This window comes from Synechococcus sp. A15-60 (genome assembly GCF_014280095.1).
Taxonomy (GTDB): Bacteria; Cyanobacteriota; Cyanobacteriia; order PCC-6307; family Cyanobiaceae; genus Synechococcus_C.
The window spans coordinates 2427980-2447915 of record NZ_CP047933.1 but is presented as its reverse complement, the minus strand read 5'-3'; the positions used below and the strand labels follow the sequence as shown (position 1 = coordinate 2447915).

The window sequence follows — 19936 nt, the reverse complement described above, 5'->3', positions numbered from 1 at the left end:
TCAGCTGGCCTCCTGCTGGCGGTATAGGGCGTAATAACGGCCGCGTCGGCTCATGAGTTCGTCGTGGGTGCCCTGCTCCACCACGGCACCCTGATGCATTACCACAATCAGATCGGCTCGGCGCACGGTGGACAGTCGGTGGGTGATGAAGAAGACCGTGCAGTCATGCAGAGCCTGGATCAGGTTGTCGCAGACCCTGCGTTCTGTTTCGTAGTCGAGCGCGCTGGTGGCTTCATCCATCACCAACAGCTTGGGGTTGGCTAGCAGCGTTCGGGCAATGGCGATGCGTTGTCGCTGCCCACCGCTGAGGGATGTTCCCCGCTCGCCGACTGGGGTGCTGTATCCCGCTGGCAGTTCCATGATGAAGTCGTGGGCGCACGCCACCTTGGCGGCCATCACGATCTCTTCGCTAGAGGCATCCGGTTGGGTCAGAGCGATGTTCTCGTTGACGTTGCCTGAGAAGAGCAGCGGGTCCTGGGGCACGATGCCGATTTGGCGGCGCAGTGAATACAGCTCCACCTTGTCGATGTCATAGCCATCGATCAGGATGCGTCCTTGGCCGGGTGAGTAGAGACGAGGCAGCAGCTTCATCAGGGTGCTTTTGCCACTGCCGCTCTGCCCCACGATCCCGACGAAGGTGCCGGCTTTCACCGCCAGTGACACATCGTTCAGCACGGGTGCACTGCCGGGAGTGAACCCAAAGGTGAGATTGTCGAAGCTCACTGCTCCCTCGATCGGTGGCAGTGGCACCTTGGCTTTGTCTTGTTCGTCCGATTCCTGGGGCGTGTCGATGACATCGGCCAGACGTTCGAAACTGACGCGCAGCTCCTGGATTGTCTGCCAGATCGATGACAACCGCAGGAGAGGCTGTGTCACATAGCCGGAGATGATCCGGAAGGCGATCAGCTGGCCAAGGGTGAGGTCACCGGAGAGCACCAGAGATGCGCCCACCCAGAGCACCAGAAGCTGGGAGATCTTTTGCAGAACCTGGGAGGTCTGGCTCAGTGCCGTGCCGGTGATGGTCTTTTCGAAACTGCGGCTGATGTATTTCCCGTAGCGCTCTTGCCAGGTCCAGCGGCTGATCATTTCCACGTTCTGGCTTTTCACGGTTTGAATGCCCGTCAGCACTTCCACTAGGTGACTCTGGGTGGAAGCATTGGCCTCAGCTGACTTGCGGTATTGGCGCCGGAACAGCGGCGCACCCAGCAGGGTCAAGCCGACCTGGATCGGCAGCACGGCCAGGGCGATCAGGGTCAGCAGCCAGCTGTAGAACAGCATCACCACGATGTAGATGACGGAGAACGCCGCATCGAGAACCGTGGTGAGGGCCTGACCGGTGAGGAAGTTGCGGATCTTTTCCAATTCGCTGATCCTGGAGCCCAATTCACCCACTGGGCGCCGGTCGAAGTAGCCCAGCGGCAAACGCAACAGGTGATCGATCACCTCGGCGCCAAGGCGTTGGTCGATGCGGTTGGTGGTCTCTGAGAACAGGTAGGTCTTGAGACTGCCCAGCACCCCTTCCAGCAGTGTGACGGCTACGAGGGCAAAGCCAAGCACTTGCAGCGTGTCGAGGCTCCTTTGGTTAATCACCTTGTCGATAATCACCTGGATCAGCAGGGGATTGGCCAGGGTGAACAGTTGCACCACGAAACTGGCCAGTAGTACCTGAATCAGTACCCCCCTGTAGCGCTTCAGGGCGGGCCAGAACCATGACGGTCCGAAGGTCTGCTCCGGTGTGGTGCTGGTGCGATCCATCAAGAGCAGATCGATGCCTTCAGGGAAAGCGGTGTCCAGCTGCTGGGCATCGAGTTCCACAAACCCTTGGCTGGGGGAGGCCAGGACCAGGCCGCGTTGATCGCTGCGCACGACCAGGGCAAAGGCTTCCCCCCAGGGCACCAGTGTGGGGGTCTGCAGTCGCATTCCCATTCGCGCTGCGACTTTCGCTCCGGACACATGCAAACCGAGGCCTGCTGCGATTTGTCCGCAAAGACGCAGGGTCGGGGTCTGTCCGCGCCGGAGCTGATCACGGAGGACCCGTTCGATCGCGTCGCGCCGGAAGGGCAGCTTCATCAGCTTGGTGAGCATCTGGAAGCAGGCCAGGGTTTCCTCAAGCACTCCTTCCGCTGCAACAAAGAAGTCGCGGTTCTGCTCGCCTTGCTGGTTGTAGCGGCTCACAGGCGGCCTGAGTGGGGCCTGCGGGATCTCGCTGCGTGTCAGGGCGCTGTCGGAACCAGAGTTCACGACCTCCGGCTCCACCAACTTCGCTTGATCGACGGGTTCGAGCGCGAGGATCGCCTCTGTTGGGAGTGCGATCAGGCGCATCGTCATCCCATGCATGTCGAGAGGAAGGGCGGCGATTGCGTCAGCGTTCGCGACCTCGTCCCCTGGCGATCCTGTGCTGGGATCCGTGGGTTGGCTGGCCAGGAACAGACGTTGGCCGTTGTTGAGGGCGTTGTGAATAGCGGCTTGGTTTGAGGCCGCCAACATTTGGGCTTTCGGGAGCATTTCGCTCAGCCAGCTGCTGAGGGGCCGTGATTGCTGTGGGGACCTCTCGAGCCGACTGTTCAGCAGTGCTGCCAGTTCCGCCTCCCATAGGTGGTTGCGACAAGCTTCCGCGATCGTCGGGTCGGTGTTGATCAGTTCCAGCAACTGATCGTCACTGAGGCTGTAGGCCACTAGTTCTGATGCCGCGCGGACTTCTTCACAAGGGGCGCAGCGCAGTAGAGAGGCGACACCCACAAAGCTGCCGGCTTCCAGCCGGATGAGGGTGCTCAATCGACCCTCCTGTTCGCCGAGAAGGCGGGCGCTTCCGCTGTCGATCAGCAGGATGCGCCCCGGAATGAAACGGCTCTCGCAGAGTGGTTGGCCCAGTTCGTAGCGCTGGGCTTCACCACTTTCGCGGAATCTGGTGCGCAAGGCTTCCAGCCCTTTGGACGTTGCGGATTCCAGGATTGATCGGCCGTCGGTTCTCCTATTTTTGCTCGCTTAGAAGAAATTTCATCACGGATTTCGTCTCGATCTGTAACCAGTTCTGGAGTAGTTCTGTGGCCATTCGTTGACGCATAGCTGCGTCAAATGTGGCTTCATGGCGCTCTTCAAGGCGGGTGACCACCCACCACTGCTCGATCAACAAGGGCTCCATCACTAGCCCTGGCGTCGCCGTGCGCAGGCGCTGGCGCAGCTGCGGGTGAGCCCGCATCAAGCTGCCTGGTCCAACTTTGCCACTGCTCTGTTTCTCAGGTCCCTCGCTGTGATCAGTGGCCAGGCTCTCAAAGTCGGCTTCACCCGCCTCAAGCTGCAAATACAGCTCATGGGCCATGCCGGAATCCTTCACCCGCAGCAGGCTGTAGGTCACTTGGTCGAGCGCTTCCTTGCGTTGCAGGAACCGTGCTTCGGCTTGCATCCCGAAGCTATCGAGAGCGAACTTGGTGAGTTTCAAAGGCAAGCTCAGTTGGTGGAGCAGCTCCTTACGGCTGAGCCAGCGTTCCTCTAGCCAGCTGTTCAGTGCAGCTTCGTCCTTGAGTTGTTCCTGACGACAGTGGTTCGTCAGGGCTTGCTGCATCAGTTCCTGGGGAGGCGTCAACGTGGCGGTTGCTGTCTCCATCAGCTGGCGACGCACCAGGTTGTGAAGCAGATCGCTGCGTCGCAGCAAATCCAGGGTTTCGGAACCCAAAGCGGAAAGCGATGCCTGTACGGCGGGCCGGAAGTCGTCCATCGCCCGAAGTTAGCGAGTGTTGTGAGGGATCTCTTGTGGATCCCATGCAAGGGGCAGTAGCGGTGCAAGGTCCAACGCGTAGGCCTGCTGACCATCCAGCCTGCGCAGCTCCACGTGCAAGTGGTTGGTGCTGGCGGAGCCGCTGCGTCCGACGCGTCCGATCGGTTCGCCCGCCTTCACCAGCGCACCGGGTCGGATCTCAGCGGATTGCAGATGGGCATACACCGTTTGCCAGCCGCGACCATGCTCTAGCAACACAGTCAGTCCATAGCCATCAATGGATTGCACCAACTGCGCGCGTCCCGAGAGCATCGCTAACACTGGCGTTCCGGCGGGTGCGATCAGGTCATGTCCGACATGCATGCGCCAGCGTTGGCGATGGTTGGAATAGCGCCAGCCGTAGGGCTGCACCTCCTCGGCTGGGATCGGCAGTGGATAGACCAGTTGAAGGGTCTCTCCGGGACGGACGGGTTGGTGTGATGGCGGCAGCCGCCGGGCACGGGAACTGCTGAGCAAGGCCAGATTTGAGACTCCCGTGCGCTCTGGGATGCGTTCCGGTGGGAGCGGTCGCGCGTTTAGCCCTCCGATGGCAGGGCTGATTGCGACGGCCATGGTCAGCGCCAGAGCAGGGAACAGCGGCCAGTGGATGCCCTGCATGACGACGACTCTGACTCGCGTCTGTTGTATCGATTCAGCGCACGCCGAGCCACTTATGGCTTTGCAAACTCAAGCGCCAGCGGCCATCGCCTTGTGCCTTGGTGACAGCCAGTTGCTGACCTTCCTGGCTGTCCCAGCCCGGTTGTAGAAGCCACTGCGCCTGTGGGGCCTGAGCAGAGACGACGTCAGCGAACAGCAGATCCTCAGGTTCATGGATCACCACCTTCAACTCATGGCAGCCGCTCAGCAGCTCAGGGAGTGGTGGGTGATGGCGTTTCGGAGAGAGTGTGACCCAGTCGATCGTTCCGCTGAGTGGGTCGACGCCACTGGTCTCGATGTGCACAGGAAGATGGCAGCTGCGGCGAATTTCATCCGTGAGGGCATTGAGGTTGTGATGCAGCGGCTCTCCACCTGTGATCACCACGAAGGCAGCACCGGCCTGCTCAGCTTGCGCAGCTTTCGTGGCGAGGCTGTCGACGCTTTGCTTGGGATGGGATTCCATCGGCCAAGAGTGTTTGGTGTCGCACCAACTGCAGCCCACATGGCAGCCACCGAGTCGAATAAAAAAAGCACTGCGGCCTGCATGCAAACCTTCTCCCTGCAGCGAGTGAAAGGTCTCCACCACAGGCAAGCTGGTCATGGATCGCTCAACACTCAAGAGTTAAGGCTGCCTTGAGGGGAGCCGCTCACAACGCTGGAATTGCTTTGCTGCCGCAACGCTTCGCTGGGGCTGGAGGGCAGGCGCTGCTGCGCCGCTTCGATCAGACCCCGGAACAGTGGGTGGGGTTGTCCGGGCCTTGAAAGGAATTCAGGGTGGTACTGACAGGCAGTGAAGAAGGGATGGCCTGGTAGTTCAATCAGTTCCACCAGGCGTCCGTCAGGGGAGGTGCCGCTGATGCGGTACCCCGACTCCAGGAACAGATTGCGGTACGCGTTGTTGAACTCGTAGCGATGACGATGGCGCTCATACACCACTTCATCGCCGTAAAGCCGTTCGGCCATGGAACCCTCGGCGATCCTGCAGGGGTAAACCCCTAGGCGCATCGTGCCGCCAAGGTCGACCACATCCTGCTGTTCTGGCAGCAGGTGAATCACCGGGTGGGCCGTGTCGGGATCGAGTTCTGCGCTGGAGGCACCAGTGAGGCCGGCCTGGTTTCGGGCCCATTCGATGACGGCTGTCTGCATGCCCAGGCAGAGGCCAAGGAAGGGCACCCGCTGCTCTCGGGCCCAGCGGATCGCCGCCACCTTGCCATCGACGCCGCGGTTGCCGAAGCCTCCGGGCACCACCACTGCATCCATGCCCTTTAGCAGTGTGTCGGCTCCATCAGCTTCGATCTGCTCGGCACAGATCCAGTGCAGATCCAGGGAGGCGTCCTGGGCGATGCAGGCATGCCGCAACGCTTCCACCACCGACAAGTAGGCATCATTGAGCTGCACATATTTGCCCACCAGGGCCACTTTGACGGTGGGGCCGGGGTTGCGAAGTTTGTGCACCAGCTGCGCCCAGCGTGTCATGTCGCTGTCGTGATCCTGTAGCTGGAGCACATCCAGAACTTCACGGCAGAGCCCTTGGTCTTCCAGGGTGAGTGGTACGGCATAGATGCTGTCGGCATCGAGCGACGGGATCACAGCCCGCTCCGGCACTCCGCAGAAGCCCCCGATCTTGCGCTTGAGCTCGTCGTTGATTTCTCGGTCGCTGCGGCACACCAGAACATCGGGTTGGATGCCAATTGAACGGAGCTCTTTCACCGAGTGCTGGGTGGGCTTGGTCTTCAGTTCTCCGGAGGTGCCGATGTAAGGCAGCAGGGTGACGTGGATGTAGGCCAGGTCATGGCGGCCGACATCACCCCGGAATTCACGAATGGCTTCCAGAAATGGCAGCGATTCAATGTCGCCGACTGTGCCGCCGATCTCGGTAATCACCACGTCGGCATTGCTGTTGGCTGCTACGCGGTGAATGCGATCGCGGATCTCACCTGTGATGTGCGGAATCACCTGAACGGTGCCGCCGTTGTAATCGCCTCGGCGTTCCTTATTAATCACCGATTGATAGATCGAGCCCGTGGTCACGCTGTTCAGGCGTGACATCGCCGTGTCGGTGAAACGTTCGTAATGCCCTAGGTCGAGATCGGTCTCGGCGCCGTCTTCAGTGACGAACACCTCGCCGTGCTGGAACGGACTCATCGTGCCCGGGTCCACGTTGAGATACGGATCCAGTTTCAGGATGGACACGCTGTATCCACGTGACTTCAGCAGCCGTCCCAGGCTTGCGGCCACGATGCCCTTCCCGATGCTGGAGACCACTCCACCGGTGACGAAGACGAACTTGGCCATGAACCCCCGGGCGACTGTTCAATCTACCGAGGCTTCAGTTGCTTTGAGGTGCTCAAAGTCTCCAGACGGCGATCGCATCTGACTTGAGATTTGTTGAGCCCAGGCTTCAGCTCTCCAGCAGGCTGCGCAGCATCCAGGCCGTTTTCTCATGGACCTGCAACCGTTGGGTGAGCAGGTCGGCCGTCGGTTCGTCACTGGCCGCCTCCGCCAGGGGAAACACCCCGCGGGCCGTGCGAGCCACGGCTTCATGGCCAGCCACTAGTTCACGGACCATGTCGAGGGCGGCCGGTTGCTGAGGAGCTTCCTTGATCGAGGCCAAGCCCGCCAGTGTGGAGCCACCATGAGGCGCCACCATGCCGAGGGACCGAATCCGTTCAGCAATCACGTCCAACGCGTTCCAGAGTTCGGTGTACTGGTCCATGAACATCAGATGCAGGGTGTTGAACATCGGACCGGTGACGTTCCAATGGAACCCGTGGGTGTTGCCGTAGAGCACGTACGTGTCAGCGAGCAGTCGGCTCAGCCCAGCCGTGATCTGCTCACGTTCGGTCTGGTTGATGCCGATGTCGATCTGGGGTGCGCTGGACATGGTGGTGGGCTGTGCTGATAGCTGATAAGGGAGAGGATTGGGCTCAGGAATCAAGGCCCTGGATGTAGTCCCGCACCTTGGAGCGTCGCTGCGGTTGCCGCAGCTTGAGGAGGGCGCGTGTCTCGATCTGACGCACCCGTTCCCGTGACAGTTCCATCGCTTCGCCAATCTGCGCCAGGGTGCGGGGATGGTCGTCCTCCAGGCCGAAGCGACTGCGGATTACTTCCGCTTCCCGCGGTGAGAGTTCATCCAGCAGCAGCTCGAGATCGTCGTGGAGGGCATCACGGGTGAGGGTTTGCTCTGGTGTGGCGTTGCCGTCTTCCAGCAGATCCCCCAGCTGGGTGTCCTGGTCTTTGCCGACGCGGGTCTCGAGTGAGATGGACCGAGGAACGCGCGCGAGGGTCTGACGCACTGTGTCTTCGCTCAGTCCCAGCTCCTTGGCCAGATCGCTCACGGAGGCCAGGCGCCCTTTCTCAGCTGCGATTTCCTGCTGCGCCCGCTTGATTCGGTTCAGCTTTTCCGTGACATGAACCGGCAGGCGGATGGTGCGGCTCTGGGTGGCAATGGCTCGGGTGATGCCTTGGCGGATCCACCAATAGGCGTAAGTGCTGAAGCGGAAGCCGCGGGTGGGATCGAATTTTTCCACCGCCCGCTCGAGGCCGAGAGTGCCTTCCTGCACAAGGTCAAGGAGCTCCATGCCCCGTTGCTGATACTTCTTGGCGACAGCCACCACCAGGCGCAAATTGGCCTGGATCATGCGATCCCTGGCTCGGCGACCATCCCGCAGTCGCCGCTGCAGCTCTTTGGCCTCGAGTCCCACTTCCTCTGCCCAAAGGGTGTAGCCCTCGTTCAGTTGCTGGTTCAGTTCCTCCAGCGGCAGTGCAGCAGCCCGTGCCCATTCCTGTCGGGTGGGCCAGTGGCTGACCTGGTTGGCTTCACGCAGCTGCAGTTCCTCCAGATCTAGGAGCACCCGGATCGCCGCGTGGCGATTGCTCAGATCACGTTCCTGCACCAGCAGCTTCTCCCGCTGCTGCACCAGGCGCGAGAGGGTCACCTCCTCCTCGCTGGTGAGCAGGTCCACGCGACCGATGTCCTGCAGATACAGGCGGAGCAGGTCATTGCCGCCGCTCCAGCGGATCGGGGCATGTCCCGTCGATCGTGGTTTGTCGGACAAAAAACCCTGGAAGGCTGACTGCTCTTCCAGGGTTGATCCTTCCGAGCTTCAGTGCACAGAAACGCCTGTTTCTGTTCGGGATCTAGTCCTGCTTTTCTTCGCTTGGATCCACCCAGGTGCTGGCCACATGCAGCTCTTCCAGCTGCTTGTCGGCCACGCCCCCCGGGGCATTGGTCATCAAGCAGCGCGCCTGTTGGGTCTTGGGGAAGGCAATGGTGTCGCGGATTGATTCCTCTCCCGCCAGCAGCATCACCATGCGGTCCACACCGAAGGCCAAGCCGCCGTGGGGAGGTGCGCCTACATCCAATGCGTCCATCAGGAAGCCGAACTGTTCTTGGGCCTCCTCGAGGGGCAGACCAACGGTCTGCAAAACCTGACGCTGTAGGGCGGAGTCATGGATGCGCAGGGAGCCACCGCCGAGCTCAAGGCCATTCAGCACCAGGTCGTAAGCCAGGGCCCGAGCCCCGGGCAGGGTGTCGGCCCATTGCGATGCATCGTTGCCGAGATCCTCGTCGTTGGGGGCACAGAAGGGGTGGTGCAGGGCCTCATAACGGTTCTCGTCGTTGTTGAACTCGAACATCGGGAAGTCCACCACCCAGAGGAAATTCCACTGATCGTTGTCTTGGTCGGCTTTGACCATGCCCAGCTCCTTGGCCAAGTACTGGCGTATGCGATCGAGGGCCTTGTTCACCGTGTCGGTGTCGCCGGCGCCGAAGAGCAGCAGGGTGCCGGGTTCTGCGCCAGTGCGGCTGAGCAGCTCCTGCTTCTGCTCATCGCTGAGATTGTCCTTGATGGCGCCGATCGTGTCGATTTCGCCACCGTCACGCACGCGAATGAAAGCCAGGCCACCGGCACCGGCTTTCTGGGCTTCGCTGAAAACATCGCCGCCGGGTTTGATGCGCACATTGGAGAGGGCATCGTTGCCGCCGGGCACCGCAATGCATTTCACGGCGCCGCCGGATTTCACGGCGCCGCTGAACACCTTGAAGCCCATGTCTTTGACGATGTCACTCACGTTGGTGAGCTCCATGCCGTAGCGGGTGTCGGGTCTGTCGGTGCCGTAGCGATCCATGGCGTCATGCCAGGTCATGCGGGGGAAGGGCCGCGGCAGTTCGATGCCCTTCACGGCTTTCCAGATCGCGCAGATCAGCGATTCGTTCAGCTCCAGGATCTGCTCCTGATCCATAAAGCTCATCTCGATGTCCAGCTGGGTGAATTCCGGCTGTCGGTCGGCGCGCAGGTCTTCGTCGCGGAAACAGCGGGCCACCTGGTAGTAGCGCTCGATGCCGCCCACCATCAGCAGCTGCTTGAACAACTGGGGGGACTGGGGCAGAGCAAACCAGTCGCCGCCGCAGACCCGGCTGGGCAGCACGTAGTCACGGGCGCCCTCAGGAGTGGAGCGGGTCAGCACCGGCGTCTCCACCTCGATGAAACCTTCGTCCTCAAGAAAGCGTCTAGCGGCCTGGATGGTCTGGGCCCGCAGGCGCAGGTTGTCGTTCATGCGCTTGCGGCGCAGATCCAGATAGCGGTGACGCAGACGCAGCTCTTCGCGGGTGTTTTCCTCGTCGTGCACCGACACGGGGAACGGCAGGTTGCCCTTGACGCTGTTCAGCACAGTGATGCCACTGGCCAGCACCTCCACAGCGCCTGTCGCGAGCTTGTCGTTGAGGGATTCAGCGGGGCGGGCTCGAACTATTCCCTCAACCTGCAACACGGTTTCGCTGCGGAGATGTTCGGCGACAGCGAACGCTTCGGCTCCCAGATCCGGGTCAACGGTGATCTGCACCGTGCCGCTGCGGTCTCTGAGGTCAATGAAGATCACCCCACCGTGATCGCGGCGTCGATCCACCCAGCCGCACAGTTGCACCTGCTTGTCGATGGTCTGCTCTCGCAGGTCGCCGCAACCGTTGCTGCGCATGGTGAAAACAGATGAAGTTAGTTGGCGATTGTCCCACCTTGCTGGCTGCTTGATGGAGTGCGCTGGTCGCTGAGCAGTCGAGTGGTTCATCTCAGGACGGTTTCCCTTTATTTGGGTGCCCCATGGAGAAGGACGTGCCGAGACCGATCCGGGATCGACCCTGAAACATCAATAACGTTCCTATTAGAGAGTTTGAACTTGCTTAATTGAGCCTTCCTTTTGATCAATAAACGGCTTAAAATTGCTGCAATCTCCGGAGAATGATTTGTTTCCCTTCGGCTTACAGGATACGAAGCTTTCCAGCAATTTTCGAGGTCGGTTGGTGGCTTGTCTTGTTGTGTTGGGGGCAGCGGGAACTGTTTCAACAGTGCAGTCTGCTCGTTCTGAAATTGTTGAAACGAGGGATCAACAAGACCATGCTGGTCGCGAGCCACCTGTTCAGGTTGCAAGAGAATTCCAAGCGGAAAAAAGCAATACTCATAAAAGCCTTAAAAAGAAGGCCAGTGATCTCCGTCTTGAATATGTCGCTCAACAGAGAAATAACCTCAATACGGCTGAAGCACTTCCGACCATTTCATTGCAGGAGGGATGGAATTTAAATCAAGCATTATCAATGCCGGAGTGGTTTGAACTTAATGCTTCGATTTTGAGCCAAAATAATGCGTCGTTTTCTTCCCCACCGGTTCAACCGACTTCGTCAAATCTTTTTAATTTGGGCTTTCGTTTGATGCCTCTAGAGGCGGTGAGAAATGGTTTTTCTTGGCAGCGGGACTCAACGTCGCCTGAACAGCAAGCTCATCAATCATTTCAATCGAAGATTGCTATCAATGCCCTTTTTACGCAGCGCGCTGGACAGATTCTTTCCTCATCGATACCAAATCAACTGAATACGCAGTGGAATTTCGGGAATGGTCCAATAGCGCGCCTCAATTATTTAAATTTAGAATATAAATCCGAAGGTGAGTTAATTTCGATGGTGAAATTAGGAAAATTAATGCAGGCCCAAGATTTTACTGTTAATCCGATTCAATGTTATTTTTCTAATTTTGGTCTTTGTGGTTGGGCAGAAGGGGTTCCTTCAATGATTGATATACCTGGCAATCCTTTTAATAGCTATGGCGCGGTTGTGGCTTTTGGCGATTCAAACAATGTTAACTTAAGATATGGCATCTACCAGATCGCACCGGATACATTCGCACCTAAATATCATGGTCTGGATTTTAGATTTAATCAGGGAAACGGAGTGGCGCATTTCGCAGAGCTGCGCGTCCCGATTTTGACCAAGGCGCAAATACCTGTACAAGTTAGTCAGCAAAATCATATTTCAAAAGCTTCTTCTTGGGACCAGGCGAATGCAATCTACCAATCTAACTTGCCTCCTGGGACGATCACTTTAGGTGGATGGCTTGGGTCCGGATCATTTCAAACTGTGGGAGACTCAGAGTCTGCCGACTCTACAAATAACGGTGCCTATGGGATCTTTAGTTTGAGGATCCCAGGGTTTTCTTTGGGTTTGGATCATCGAATTTTTCTGAGTGGTGGTTTGGGTTTCAATCCTGATGTGCAAAAGTTTTACTCAGGCGGACAGGCTGGGTTGGTGATAGAGGGTTTGTTACCTAAACGACCTTTTGATACATTTAGCATTGGAACTAGCTATGCTTCATTTAACAGTGATTATTTCTTGCCTGGCTTAGTTCCAGAGACATATGCTCCTGGAACTGAATGGGCAACTGAACTAAATTATAGCTTTAATCTCAATCAAAGTCTTAAACTGATGCCTAACATTCAGTTTATTGTTAATCCAGGTGGCGATCCTGGTGTTTCGCCTGCCGTCGTTGCAGGATTTCAGGTTTGGCTCTTTTTCTAGTCACTGGAATTACTTTAATATAAGTGAAGGTTAATCGTAGTTTGTATCAAGGAAAAGAATGACATTTCCCGTCAGTCTCTACTCTTTTCGCATCATGGTGAAGACGTGGCTAACGACCATTCATTCACCAACAGGCTTAGAGGATTGCTGCTACAACAGTAATGTCGTCAAATTGTTCTGCTTCTCCAATATGCTCATCCAGTTCTTTGATCAGGGTATCTGTAATGGTTTTGGCTTTTAGATCAGGGTCATTCTTTTTGAGGTCTAAAATAAGTTCCATCAGCCGTTCATGACCGTAGGAAACATTATTAGTATTCCGAGCATCGACAACCCCGTCGGAGTAGCCCACCAAGATTGAACCACGATCATATTTGATGCTTCCAATGGAATACGTTGCATCAGGGAACAAGCCAATTGCCGGCCCTGAAAATTCAAACTCGGTGCTCTCTCCTTTCGAACTAAGTAGAATCGGATGTTCGTGCCCTGCCAGGATATAATCTAGTTGTTGAAGATCTCTATTTATGCATGCTAAAAAGACAGTGGCAAACATAGTTGTATCTGCATGTTTCGTACTCATGTAATTATTGACACTTTCAATGACTTCATCGAGGGGTTCATTTGTTTCAGGATTCTGTGCGCAGAGTGATTCTGCAGAATATCGAATGAGGCTCCGAAACACAGACATAAATAATGCTGCACCTACACCTTTGTCGCAAACATCTGCGACAACAAGATAGGTTTTAGAATTCACCTCAAAAATATCATACCAATCTCCGCCTGCATTGTATGCAGGGCGCATGAATAGACTGACATCTGGTTTTTCAGAAAACTCGTCTCGCTTGCCAAGAAAGCATTGTTGGATTTCGCCTGCCGTGCTTAATTGCTGTTGTGCAATATTGTTTAGCTCTTCAATCTTCTTTTTACTAGCTTCGATGATCGATGTTCTTTCATTGACCTTATCTGCAAGTTCTCGAACTTCACATATTGGGGATAACTGTAAGTAGATGTCTTCGTCTTCATCAATGTCGTCTTTTTGGGCTTTGGAATCAGCAATTGTCCGTTTAGTTTTTAAAACAGAAACGAATTCTTTGTGGATTATTAATGATATGAGGACACTGATGATGATTCCGATCATCAGGCATATGATCAAAGTATTTAACATGCTTCGGTAAAAGCCGATCAGAGCGTTAAAACTTGGTAGAGCGCGTTGAATGATAGTTACGGATTCTTCATCGTTAAAGAGTCGTACTCTCCAATAACTCATCTCAATTTTTTTCAGCAAACGTTTTTTATCGATGCTCGGAGGCATTAATAATCTGATCCTGTTCGGGGGCTCCGCCAGTTCAGCAGCTAGACGTGAGAGTGGTGTTCGAGCTGATGACGGTTGATAGGATTCGATGACCTTATTGATATCTTGATTATCTGTTGATACAACCTCACTAGGAGATTTTAGATTCTCCCATCTGAAAAACACATTTTGTGACTCCATATAGTCAATAATTTTCTTTTGCTCTTCCTCTGAGCTGCTTAGACTTAAAGTATCAAAAATGTATGCAGCTTGATCGCGAAAAAATACTGAAAGATTCTTAGCTTGCATTGTGTTTACATTTTTGAAAAGCGTAGAAGCCGTAAACAGTGAAATAAAGACAATCAGGCTGTAAACAGTCGATAGCGTTAAGGCTTGAATTGAGACAGCCGCTCGTTCCATCTCTCGTTTATTCTGCAATAAGGCGAGAGCTGAATAAGCAATGAATGCGATCAATATGTTGACAACTCCATTCAATAGGGTCTTTTCTGCTAGCGTAAAAGCTTCAATATGAGTCAGGCCGACTAGAAAGTAATGCGCAAGGTAATGGAGTGGTGCACCGATCAATAACCAAAATAGGAACCCAACAATAATAATGTGCCCTTTTTCTAAAAGACGATTTCCAGAACGACTGTTAATGAAATAGGTAAGAGATAGCATTTCAATCATGTAAATTATAAATGAGTAATAGCGACCCAGATAATCCATGTTCATGAAACCTGCAGGGATTGCAACAGCAAATCCCCACCAGCCTCTTGCTACGAAGAGCGTGAAGAGAGCGATGCTCATGCCAAGCGTCAAACTCGTATTGACGTAGAGCTCATAGGGATGCAAATTGGCAAGTGCACCTAGACAGGCTGCCACAATGACAAGCCAATACTTTTGGCGCACGGACGGGGCAGATTTAAAGAGCATTTCCCGTGGCTTTATTTTCATCTTAGTAACAAACTGCTCTTCAGGCTTGTTTGACTTGTTGCTGAAATATTAGTTTGCTCACACAAAAATCGTCATCGTTTCGATCTAGGACCTTTTGCAAGATGGTCTGAAACGGTTTTGTGGAGGTCAGTATTTATTTTTGAAGATAATCACCATTCGGGATCTATATTGAATTCGCAAGCGTTTATATAGATCACTGGCTTTTAACACGCCTTGTGAAAGATTTAAGATTCTTCCTTTAATTAAGAACGCCCATCGTTTTGTCGGCATCTTAACCGTTACTGCTTTGTTATTTTAATGTGCGGAGCAGCACATTTTTAGTTGGTAAATATTCTTGTTGTCGATCCAGTCGTATGTTGCTTTGTCGACTGATTGTTCAATCAGGAACAGTCCAAGACCGCCAATTTGTCTCTCAGCAACTGGCTGATCTGTATCAACGGGCGATCGGTGATAGAAGTGTGGATTGAATTGAGTGCCCGTATCTTTTGTTTGTAAAATAAGCCATCGCTCTGCATCAATAGTTTTTAGAACAAGTGATACCTCTAGTTTGGTGCCCTCACTGTTCTGTTGCTTGCCATCATTTGCATATCGAATGATATTGGAGATTAATTCTTCATAGGCAAGCCTCAACTTATACGCACGGGATTCATCCACAAGTAAATCATTAATTTGTTCACTTGCAAAATTGGTAAAGTTGTCCCAGAATTCCATTGAGGCTGGCGCTTCATATTTTTCGAGACTTTGCTCTCTTATCGTATTGCTCATATCATTCAATTTCACCCTCGTTGTCTACCATGACGACTGCTTGGGCCAGCCCAGTTTTTGTGATGGTATCTTGAATGACTTCTGAGGCTCCAATGATATATAGGCTAGAACTATGAGGCATTTTTTGTTTTGCAAAAACAAGAGCTCTGAGTCCTGCACTGCTCATGAAGCCAACCTCCGCAAGCTTAAGGCGTAATTGGCTGAGAGCATTTAAATCAAGTCCGGTAAGTTCTTGTAAAAGATCTGGGGCTGTTTTTGTGTCCACTTCACCACTCAGTGTCATGGTGACGCAATCCTCTGCTTTTGTGACGCCAATTGCAAGTGTCATGTTGGATCAACCTGAACGTGTTGGATGAGTTGGTTGGTGATTACGTCTCGGAGCGAGACGCAGAAAAGATAACGACAGACCTTTCACCCACTAAAATACCTTGATCTGTGAATGATGAAGATCCCTGAGTAACGGGAGTCTGACTATCACCTGTATTGAAATTGAGCTGCCATTCATAGTCGTTGGGCAATGATGGCAAATCAAACCATGTTGCATAGTGAGCAGTGTTAGTGGCAACATAAACGGTATCAATGTCACCATTCTCGGATTGCTCACAGCTCATAAGCCATGCAAGTTGTTTTGTTTCATTTGACCAATTGACCTGCCAAGGCGATGTGCCATGGAAGCTGCAGCTCGGGAAATACTTGCTTCCCTGATGTGCAAAGTCGTTGATGCGTAAGCATGGATGATTATGTCTAAAACGAATTAAATGTTGAGTAAATTCAAAGAGCATGCTATTGCTTTCAAGTAAATTCCAGTCAACCCATGTGAGTGGCGAATCAATACAGTAAGCATTGTTGTTTCCTTGTTGAGATCGTCCAAATTCATCACCCATGAGCAACATAGGTGTTCCTCTACTTGTCATCAGCATGCTAAGAGCATTCATGCATTGTTTTCTGCGTAGCGAGATGATATTGCTGTCGTCACTCCAACCTTCTACACCACAGTTCCAGCTGTAGTTGTCATTGCCTCCATCTTGATTATTTTCGCCGTTCGCTTCGTTATGTTTTCCATTGAATGAAACCAAGTCTGCCAATGTAAATCCATCATGGCAGGTAATAAAATTAATGGATGTTGCTGGTGATCGACCATTCCATTGATAGAGATCAGGAGATCCTTGAACTCTTTGTGCCATTTCACCAAGTTGGCCGTCATCTCCTTTTAGATATCGTCTCAAGGTGTCTCTGTATTTTCCATTCCACTCAGACCAGCGGCCAAAAGCAGGGAATGTTCCGACTTGATATAAGCCACCAGCATCCCAGGCTTCAGCAATTAATTTGCACGATGACAGAATCGGATCAAAGGCAAGTGATTCTAGGAGTGGCGGGTTACTTAAGGGTGCACCCCACGGATCACGACCCAAAATACTTGCCAAGTCAAACCTAAATCCGTCAATGTGGTATTCAGATGTCCAATACCTTAGGCAATCAAGAACTAAATTTCTAACTACTGGGTTATTGCAGTTTAGGGTATTTCCAGTTCCGCTGAAATTAAAGTAATATCCTTCAGGAGTTAGCATATAGTATATTTTGTTGTCTAACCCTTTAAACGAAATTGTTGGCCCGCGTTCGTTACCCTCAGCTGTATGGTTAAAAACTACGTCAAGAATGACTTCAATACCCGCTTGATGTAGTTGTTTCACTAGTTGTTTGAATTCATCAACCTGCATTCCAAAGCGTCCTGACTCTGCCAGTCCTGCTTTAGGAGCAAAGAATCCTACTGTGCTATAGCCCCAATAGTTGTAGAGTCTTTCACCAGTATCTGGATGAATTCTTGAGTTTTCAAATTCGTCAAACTCAAAAACGGGCATTAATTCAACAGCATTGATCCCAAGTGATTTGAGATAGGGAATCTTTTCCACAATGCCTGCATAAGTACCCTTAAATTTATTATTTGAAGTTTCACTCTTCGTGAAGGATCGTACGTGCAGTTCGTAGATCACAAGATCTGCATCATCTATCTCAAGTGGATGATCACCTTCCCAATCAAAATCATCAAATGCAACTCGCGATCGATATTGGTATGGATTGCTCCAATCTGGCTCTTCTCCCCACACATCCCTGCCCGAAACAACTTTTGCATATGGATCCATCAGGATATTTTTTGAATTAAATCGATAGCCAAGTTCTGGCGCATTTGGTCCATCTACTTTAAATCCGTATTCGATGTCTTCATCATCAAGACCATAGACTACGATGGCATAAACATCTCCTATTCGATAGTGATCGGGGATTTTAATTTCAGCTAGACATGTGTTGTTTTCTCGACTAAAAAGTACTAGTGAACAGGCTGTTCCCGCAGAGGTATAGATCGAGAAATTTAGACCACCGGGAACATGGGAAACGCCGAATGGCAATGGTTTGCCTGGTCTTGTCCGATATCCCTCCAGCGTGTCTGTTGGTAAATTGTCAATTCTTTCATAATTCATTTCTGTCAGACCCCCGGGATCGCCTCAAGTGACTCATAGATCGTGAAAAACTGATAGAAGCCCGTCACTTTCATTGTGTCTGCTATTCCATCTCCAAGTCCGATGAGGGCCAGTGAGATGTTCAGTTCCTTCGTTTTCCTTTGCAGTGTTAACAGCGTGCGTAAGCCGGCACTCGACATGAATGGAACATCTGTGAGCTCGAGAGCCACAGGTTGATCTGGCTTTAGCTCTGAATCGATAAAATCTCGAAGCTTGATCACAGTCTTTGAATCGATCTGACCACTGACTTTGATCACTTGCCAGTTTTTAAATGTGCTGCTTTGAACGTCCATGTTTGCAGGCTCCTTACTTTGTCTCAATTGTGACTTTGACCTTCAGTCGCTGATCAGCTTCTGGAAGCCGAACGGTCATTGTTTTTGAATCGTAATCAGAATGCTCTTTACCATCAATTTCGCATTTGCTGATATAGAGAGAGTCTTTGGGAAGAATGTCAGGTGCGACTCTAAGTAGTCTGTCTTTGAACCCATTAGGCATTGGCTTGAAATAGAGATTAAGAGGTCGTTTCTTAATCATGAGATCGATATATATTGTTGAAAGGAAGCAAAGCTCAGTGGAGTGATAAGCACTCATTGAATGGCTACCTTTGTATCTTTCTGTGCCAACTAGATAGGGCACACCATTCGCAAGAACATTAAAATAGACGCCACCATCGTTATTGTCCAAGAAAAAGGCGTTGTAGAAAGCCGCTGACTCTTCTGCATATTTTTTGTATTCCTGATTGTCTGGCATATGTCCTTGAAGAATCAAGTAAGCAAGGATTCCCTGTTCTTGCTGCCACCATGCTTTCCGGTCATGCCATGCATATCGATGATATTTTTCGTCTTTTCCAAGCACCCGTTCGACAACGTCATACCATCCAAATCTTTGGCTGTCGTATCCCACTTTAGGCATTAGTGAAGCAATTTTTTTTGCGATATCGATGTATTTGTCTTTTCCCATCTCAGCATAAAATCTCATCAAATTCCAGGCGATTTTGAGATTGTGTCCCACGACGGCTCGATTTTGTTGCCACCCCCAAGTTTGATCTTTACTCCAATCGTCAAAGAATTTTTCTTGTACAAAGGGGCTTTCCTCATAATCTGGAAAGTGGCTTGTAATTGTATCGAATGTGTCCTCCAACATTGTCCTATATCGTTCTTCTCCTGTCGCGAGCCAAAGATTAATGAGGTAGGCTGGAGCGTGATCTCCTACGGAATTCCAGTTCTTTTTCGCTTGGTTACGTCCAAGGCTTGCTTCATGCGCGTTAAGGGTCACAGCATGAATATGTGAGTAATATCCCCCTTTTTCGTTATCTTTAAAACATTCGTCGAACAAATCCACCGTTTTTTCAGCGTCATGGAGAATTTGAGGATCTCCTGTGATTCGATAGGTTTGAACAGGGCCAGCTAATGCATAAATTTGTTCATAGGCGGGAATGCAATCATAATCATCGCCGAACTCTGACACTAATAGCTTTTGCTCTTCTCCACCACTGCCAACTTTTTGACCGTGGTACCAGTAAATCAAGCCTGTATCAGTATCTGTGAATCGCATTTTATCCCGTAAATATTCGGTTCCCTTTTCAGCAGCATCTAGATATAAATCCTTACCCGTTAGCATGTACGCGCATGCCATTCCATAGACCATCCTAGAAATTGTGTCAGTTTCTTGGAGATAGTCTTCCTGCTCTTTCCCCCCTGTCAGGTTAATGATTGTTCGGTAATTGTTGTAGTCAATATCTTGTGTTGGAGCATTGAATTGCCACTCACAATAAGACGAAGCAATTTGGTCAATTTGTTTGATCCACCAGCCTGGTTCATCAGCGTAGCGGTATTGATCTTTTCCATCACCAGCGAATACAATGTAATTGACTTCAAACTTGACTTTGTTTTCCGGGAAAAACGTTCCATAGACGAAGATCATCTGCCCTGGAACTAAGAGCTTATGAAGTTCACCTGATCGGTCTGGCCAGTCTTCTCCAAGATTTTGGCTCAGTTTGGCATACGTATTGCCTGTTAGTTTTGCTTCAAATTCTCTCCCGTCAGAAGTTTTGATACCAATAAGCTTTTCGGCCTCGTTGTATGAGGTTACGTATCCAGAGATTAGATCTGAGAATGTGAAAGTAAGGTTGTTCATGGTTTTGGTTGATAGTAGGTTTG

The 19936-nt window shown here is 52.1% G+C and carries 15 protein-coding genes; 1 reads left to right on the top strand and 14 read right to left on the bottom strand.

What is annotated here, in order from left to right:
* From SynA1560_RS13175 to aspS, 8 genes are all read right to left on the bottom strand, one after another.
* Window positions 1–2505: a peptidase domain-containing ABC transporter gene (locus tag SynA1560_RS13175; RefSeq protein WP_255477152.1), complete on the bottom strand. Its 2505-nt coding sequence runs from the start codon at window positions 2503–2505 to the stop codon at window positions 1–3.
* Between the two features lie 466 nt (window positions 2506–2971).
* Window positions 2972–3715 carry a peptidylprolyl isomerase gene (locus SynA1560_RS13170; RefSeq protein WP_186500774.1) on the bottom strand — a complete coding sequence of 248 codons (744 nt, stop codon included), beginning with the start codon at window positions 3713–3715 and terminating at the stop codon, window positions 2972–2974.
* A gap of 9 nt (window positions 3716–3724) precedes the next feature.
* On the bottom strand, window positions 3725–4372 hold the full coding sequence (locus tag SynA1560_RS13165) for a M23 family metallopeptidase (RefSeq protein ID WP_255476982.1): 648 nt from the start codon (window positions 4370–4372) through the stop codon (window positions 3725–3727).
* Between the two features lie 34 nt (window positions 4373–4406).
* Window positions 4407–5012, bottom strand: coding sequence for a 7-carboxy-7-deazaguanine synthase QueE (locus tag SynA1560_RS13160; RefSeq protein ID WP_186469673.1), 606 nt, complete (start codon window positions 5010–5012; stop codon window positions 4407–4409).
* A 14-nt stretch (window positions 5013–5026) separates the two neighbouring features.
* Window positions 5027–6706: a CTP synthase gene (locus tag SynA1560_RS13155; RefSeq protein ID WP_186469672.1), complete on the bottom strand. Its 1680-nt coding sequence runs from the start codon at window positions 6704–6706 to the stop codon at window positions 5027–5029.
* Window positions 6707–6812: 106 nt separating this feature from the next.
* Entirely contained in the window at window positions 6813–7295 is a 483-nt protein-coding gene (locus SynA1560_RS13150) for a Dps family protein (RefSeq protein WP_186469671.1), read from the bottom strand.
* A gap of 43 nt (window positions 7296–7338) precedes the next feature.
* Window positions 7339–8469: an RNA polymerase sigma factor, RpoD/SigA family gene (locus SynA1560_RS13145; RefSeq protein ID WP_186469670.1), complete on the bottom strand. Its 1131-nt coding sequence runs from the start codon at window positions 8467–8469 to the stop codon at window positions 7339–7341.
* An 82-nt stretch (window positions 8470–8551) separates the two neighbouring features.
* Complete coding sequence (gene aspS / locus SynA1560_RS13140) at window positions 8552–10387, bottom strand: aspartate--tRNA ligase (protein ID WP_186500773.1); 1836 nt, start codon at window positions 10385–10387, stop codon at window positions 8552–8554.
* A 241-nt stretch (window positions 10388–10628) separates the two neighbouring features.
* On the opposite strand from aspS, the gene SynA1560_RS13135 reads away from it, so the two are divergent.
* Window positions 10629–12254 carry a carbohydrate porin gene (locus SynA1560_RS13135; RefSeq protein ID WP_186500772.1) on the top strand — a complete coding sequence of 542 codons (1626 nt, stop codon included), beginning with the start codon at window positions 10629–10631 and terminating at the stop codon, window positions 12252–12254.
* A 136-nt stretch (window positions 12255–12390) separates the two neighbouring features.
* On the opposite strand, the gene SynA1560_RS13130 is transcribed toward SynA1560_RS13135, so the two are convergent.
* The 6 genes from SynA1560_RS13130 to SynA1560_RS13105 all read right to left on the bottom strand — a co-directional run bounded on the left by SynA1560_RS13130 (window position 12391) and on the right by SynA1560_RS13105 (window position 19913).
* Window positions 12391–14496 (bottom strand): PP2C family protein-serine/threonine phosphatase, encoded by a 2106-nt coding sequence (locus tag SynA1560_RS13130; RefSeq protein WP_186500771.1) that lies wholly within the window; start codon window positions 14494–14496, stop codon window positions 12391–12393.
* A gap of 294 nt (window positions 14497–14790) precedes the next feature.
* On the bottom strand, window positions 14791–15261 hold the full coding sequence (locus SynA1560_RS13125; RefSeq protein ID WP_186500770.1) for an ATP-binding protein: 471 nt from the start codon (window positions 15259–15261) through the stop codon (window positions 14791–14793).
* 1 nt (window position 15262) lies between these two features.
* The gene (locus tag SynA1560_RS13120) at window positions 15263–15589 is read right to left on the bottom strand and encodes an STAS domain-containing protein (RefSeq protein WP_186500769.1); all 327 of its coding nucleotides are present in this window, start codon (window positions 15587–15589) and stop codon (window positions 15263–15265) included.
* 40 nt (window positions 15590–15629) lie between these two features.
* Window positions 15630–17738, bottom strand: a complete 2109-nt coding sequence (glgX, locus tag SynA1560_RS13115) for a glycogen debranching protein GlgX (protein ID WP_186500768.1) — start codon at window positions 17736–17738, stop codon at window positions 15630–15632.
* A gap of 5 nt (window positions 17739–17743) precedes the next feature.
* Complete coding sequence (locus SynA1560_RS13110; RefSeq protein ID WP_186469663.1) at window positions 17744–18070, bottom strand: STAS domain-containing protein; 327 nt, start codon at window positions 18068–18070, stop codon at window positions 17744–17746.
* A 13-nt stretch (window positions 18071–18083) separates the two neighbouring features.
* A complete protein-coding gene (locus SynA1560_RS13105; protein ID WP_186500767.1) occupies window positions 18084–19913 on the bottom strand; it encodes an AGE family epimerase/isomerase in 1830 nt (609 codons plus the stop codon).
* Window positions 19914–19936 lie beyond the last annotated feature (23 nt).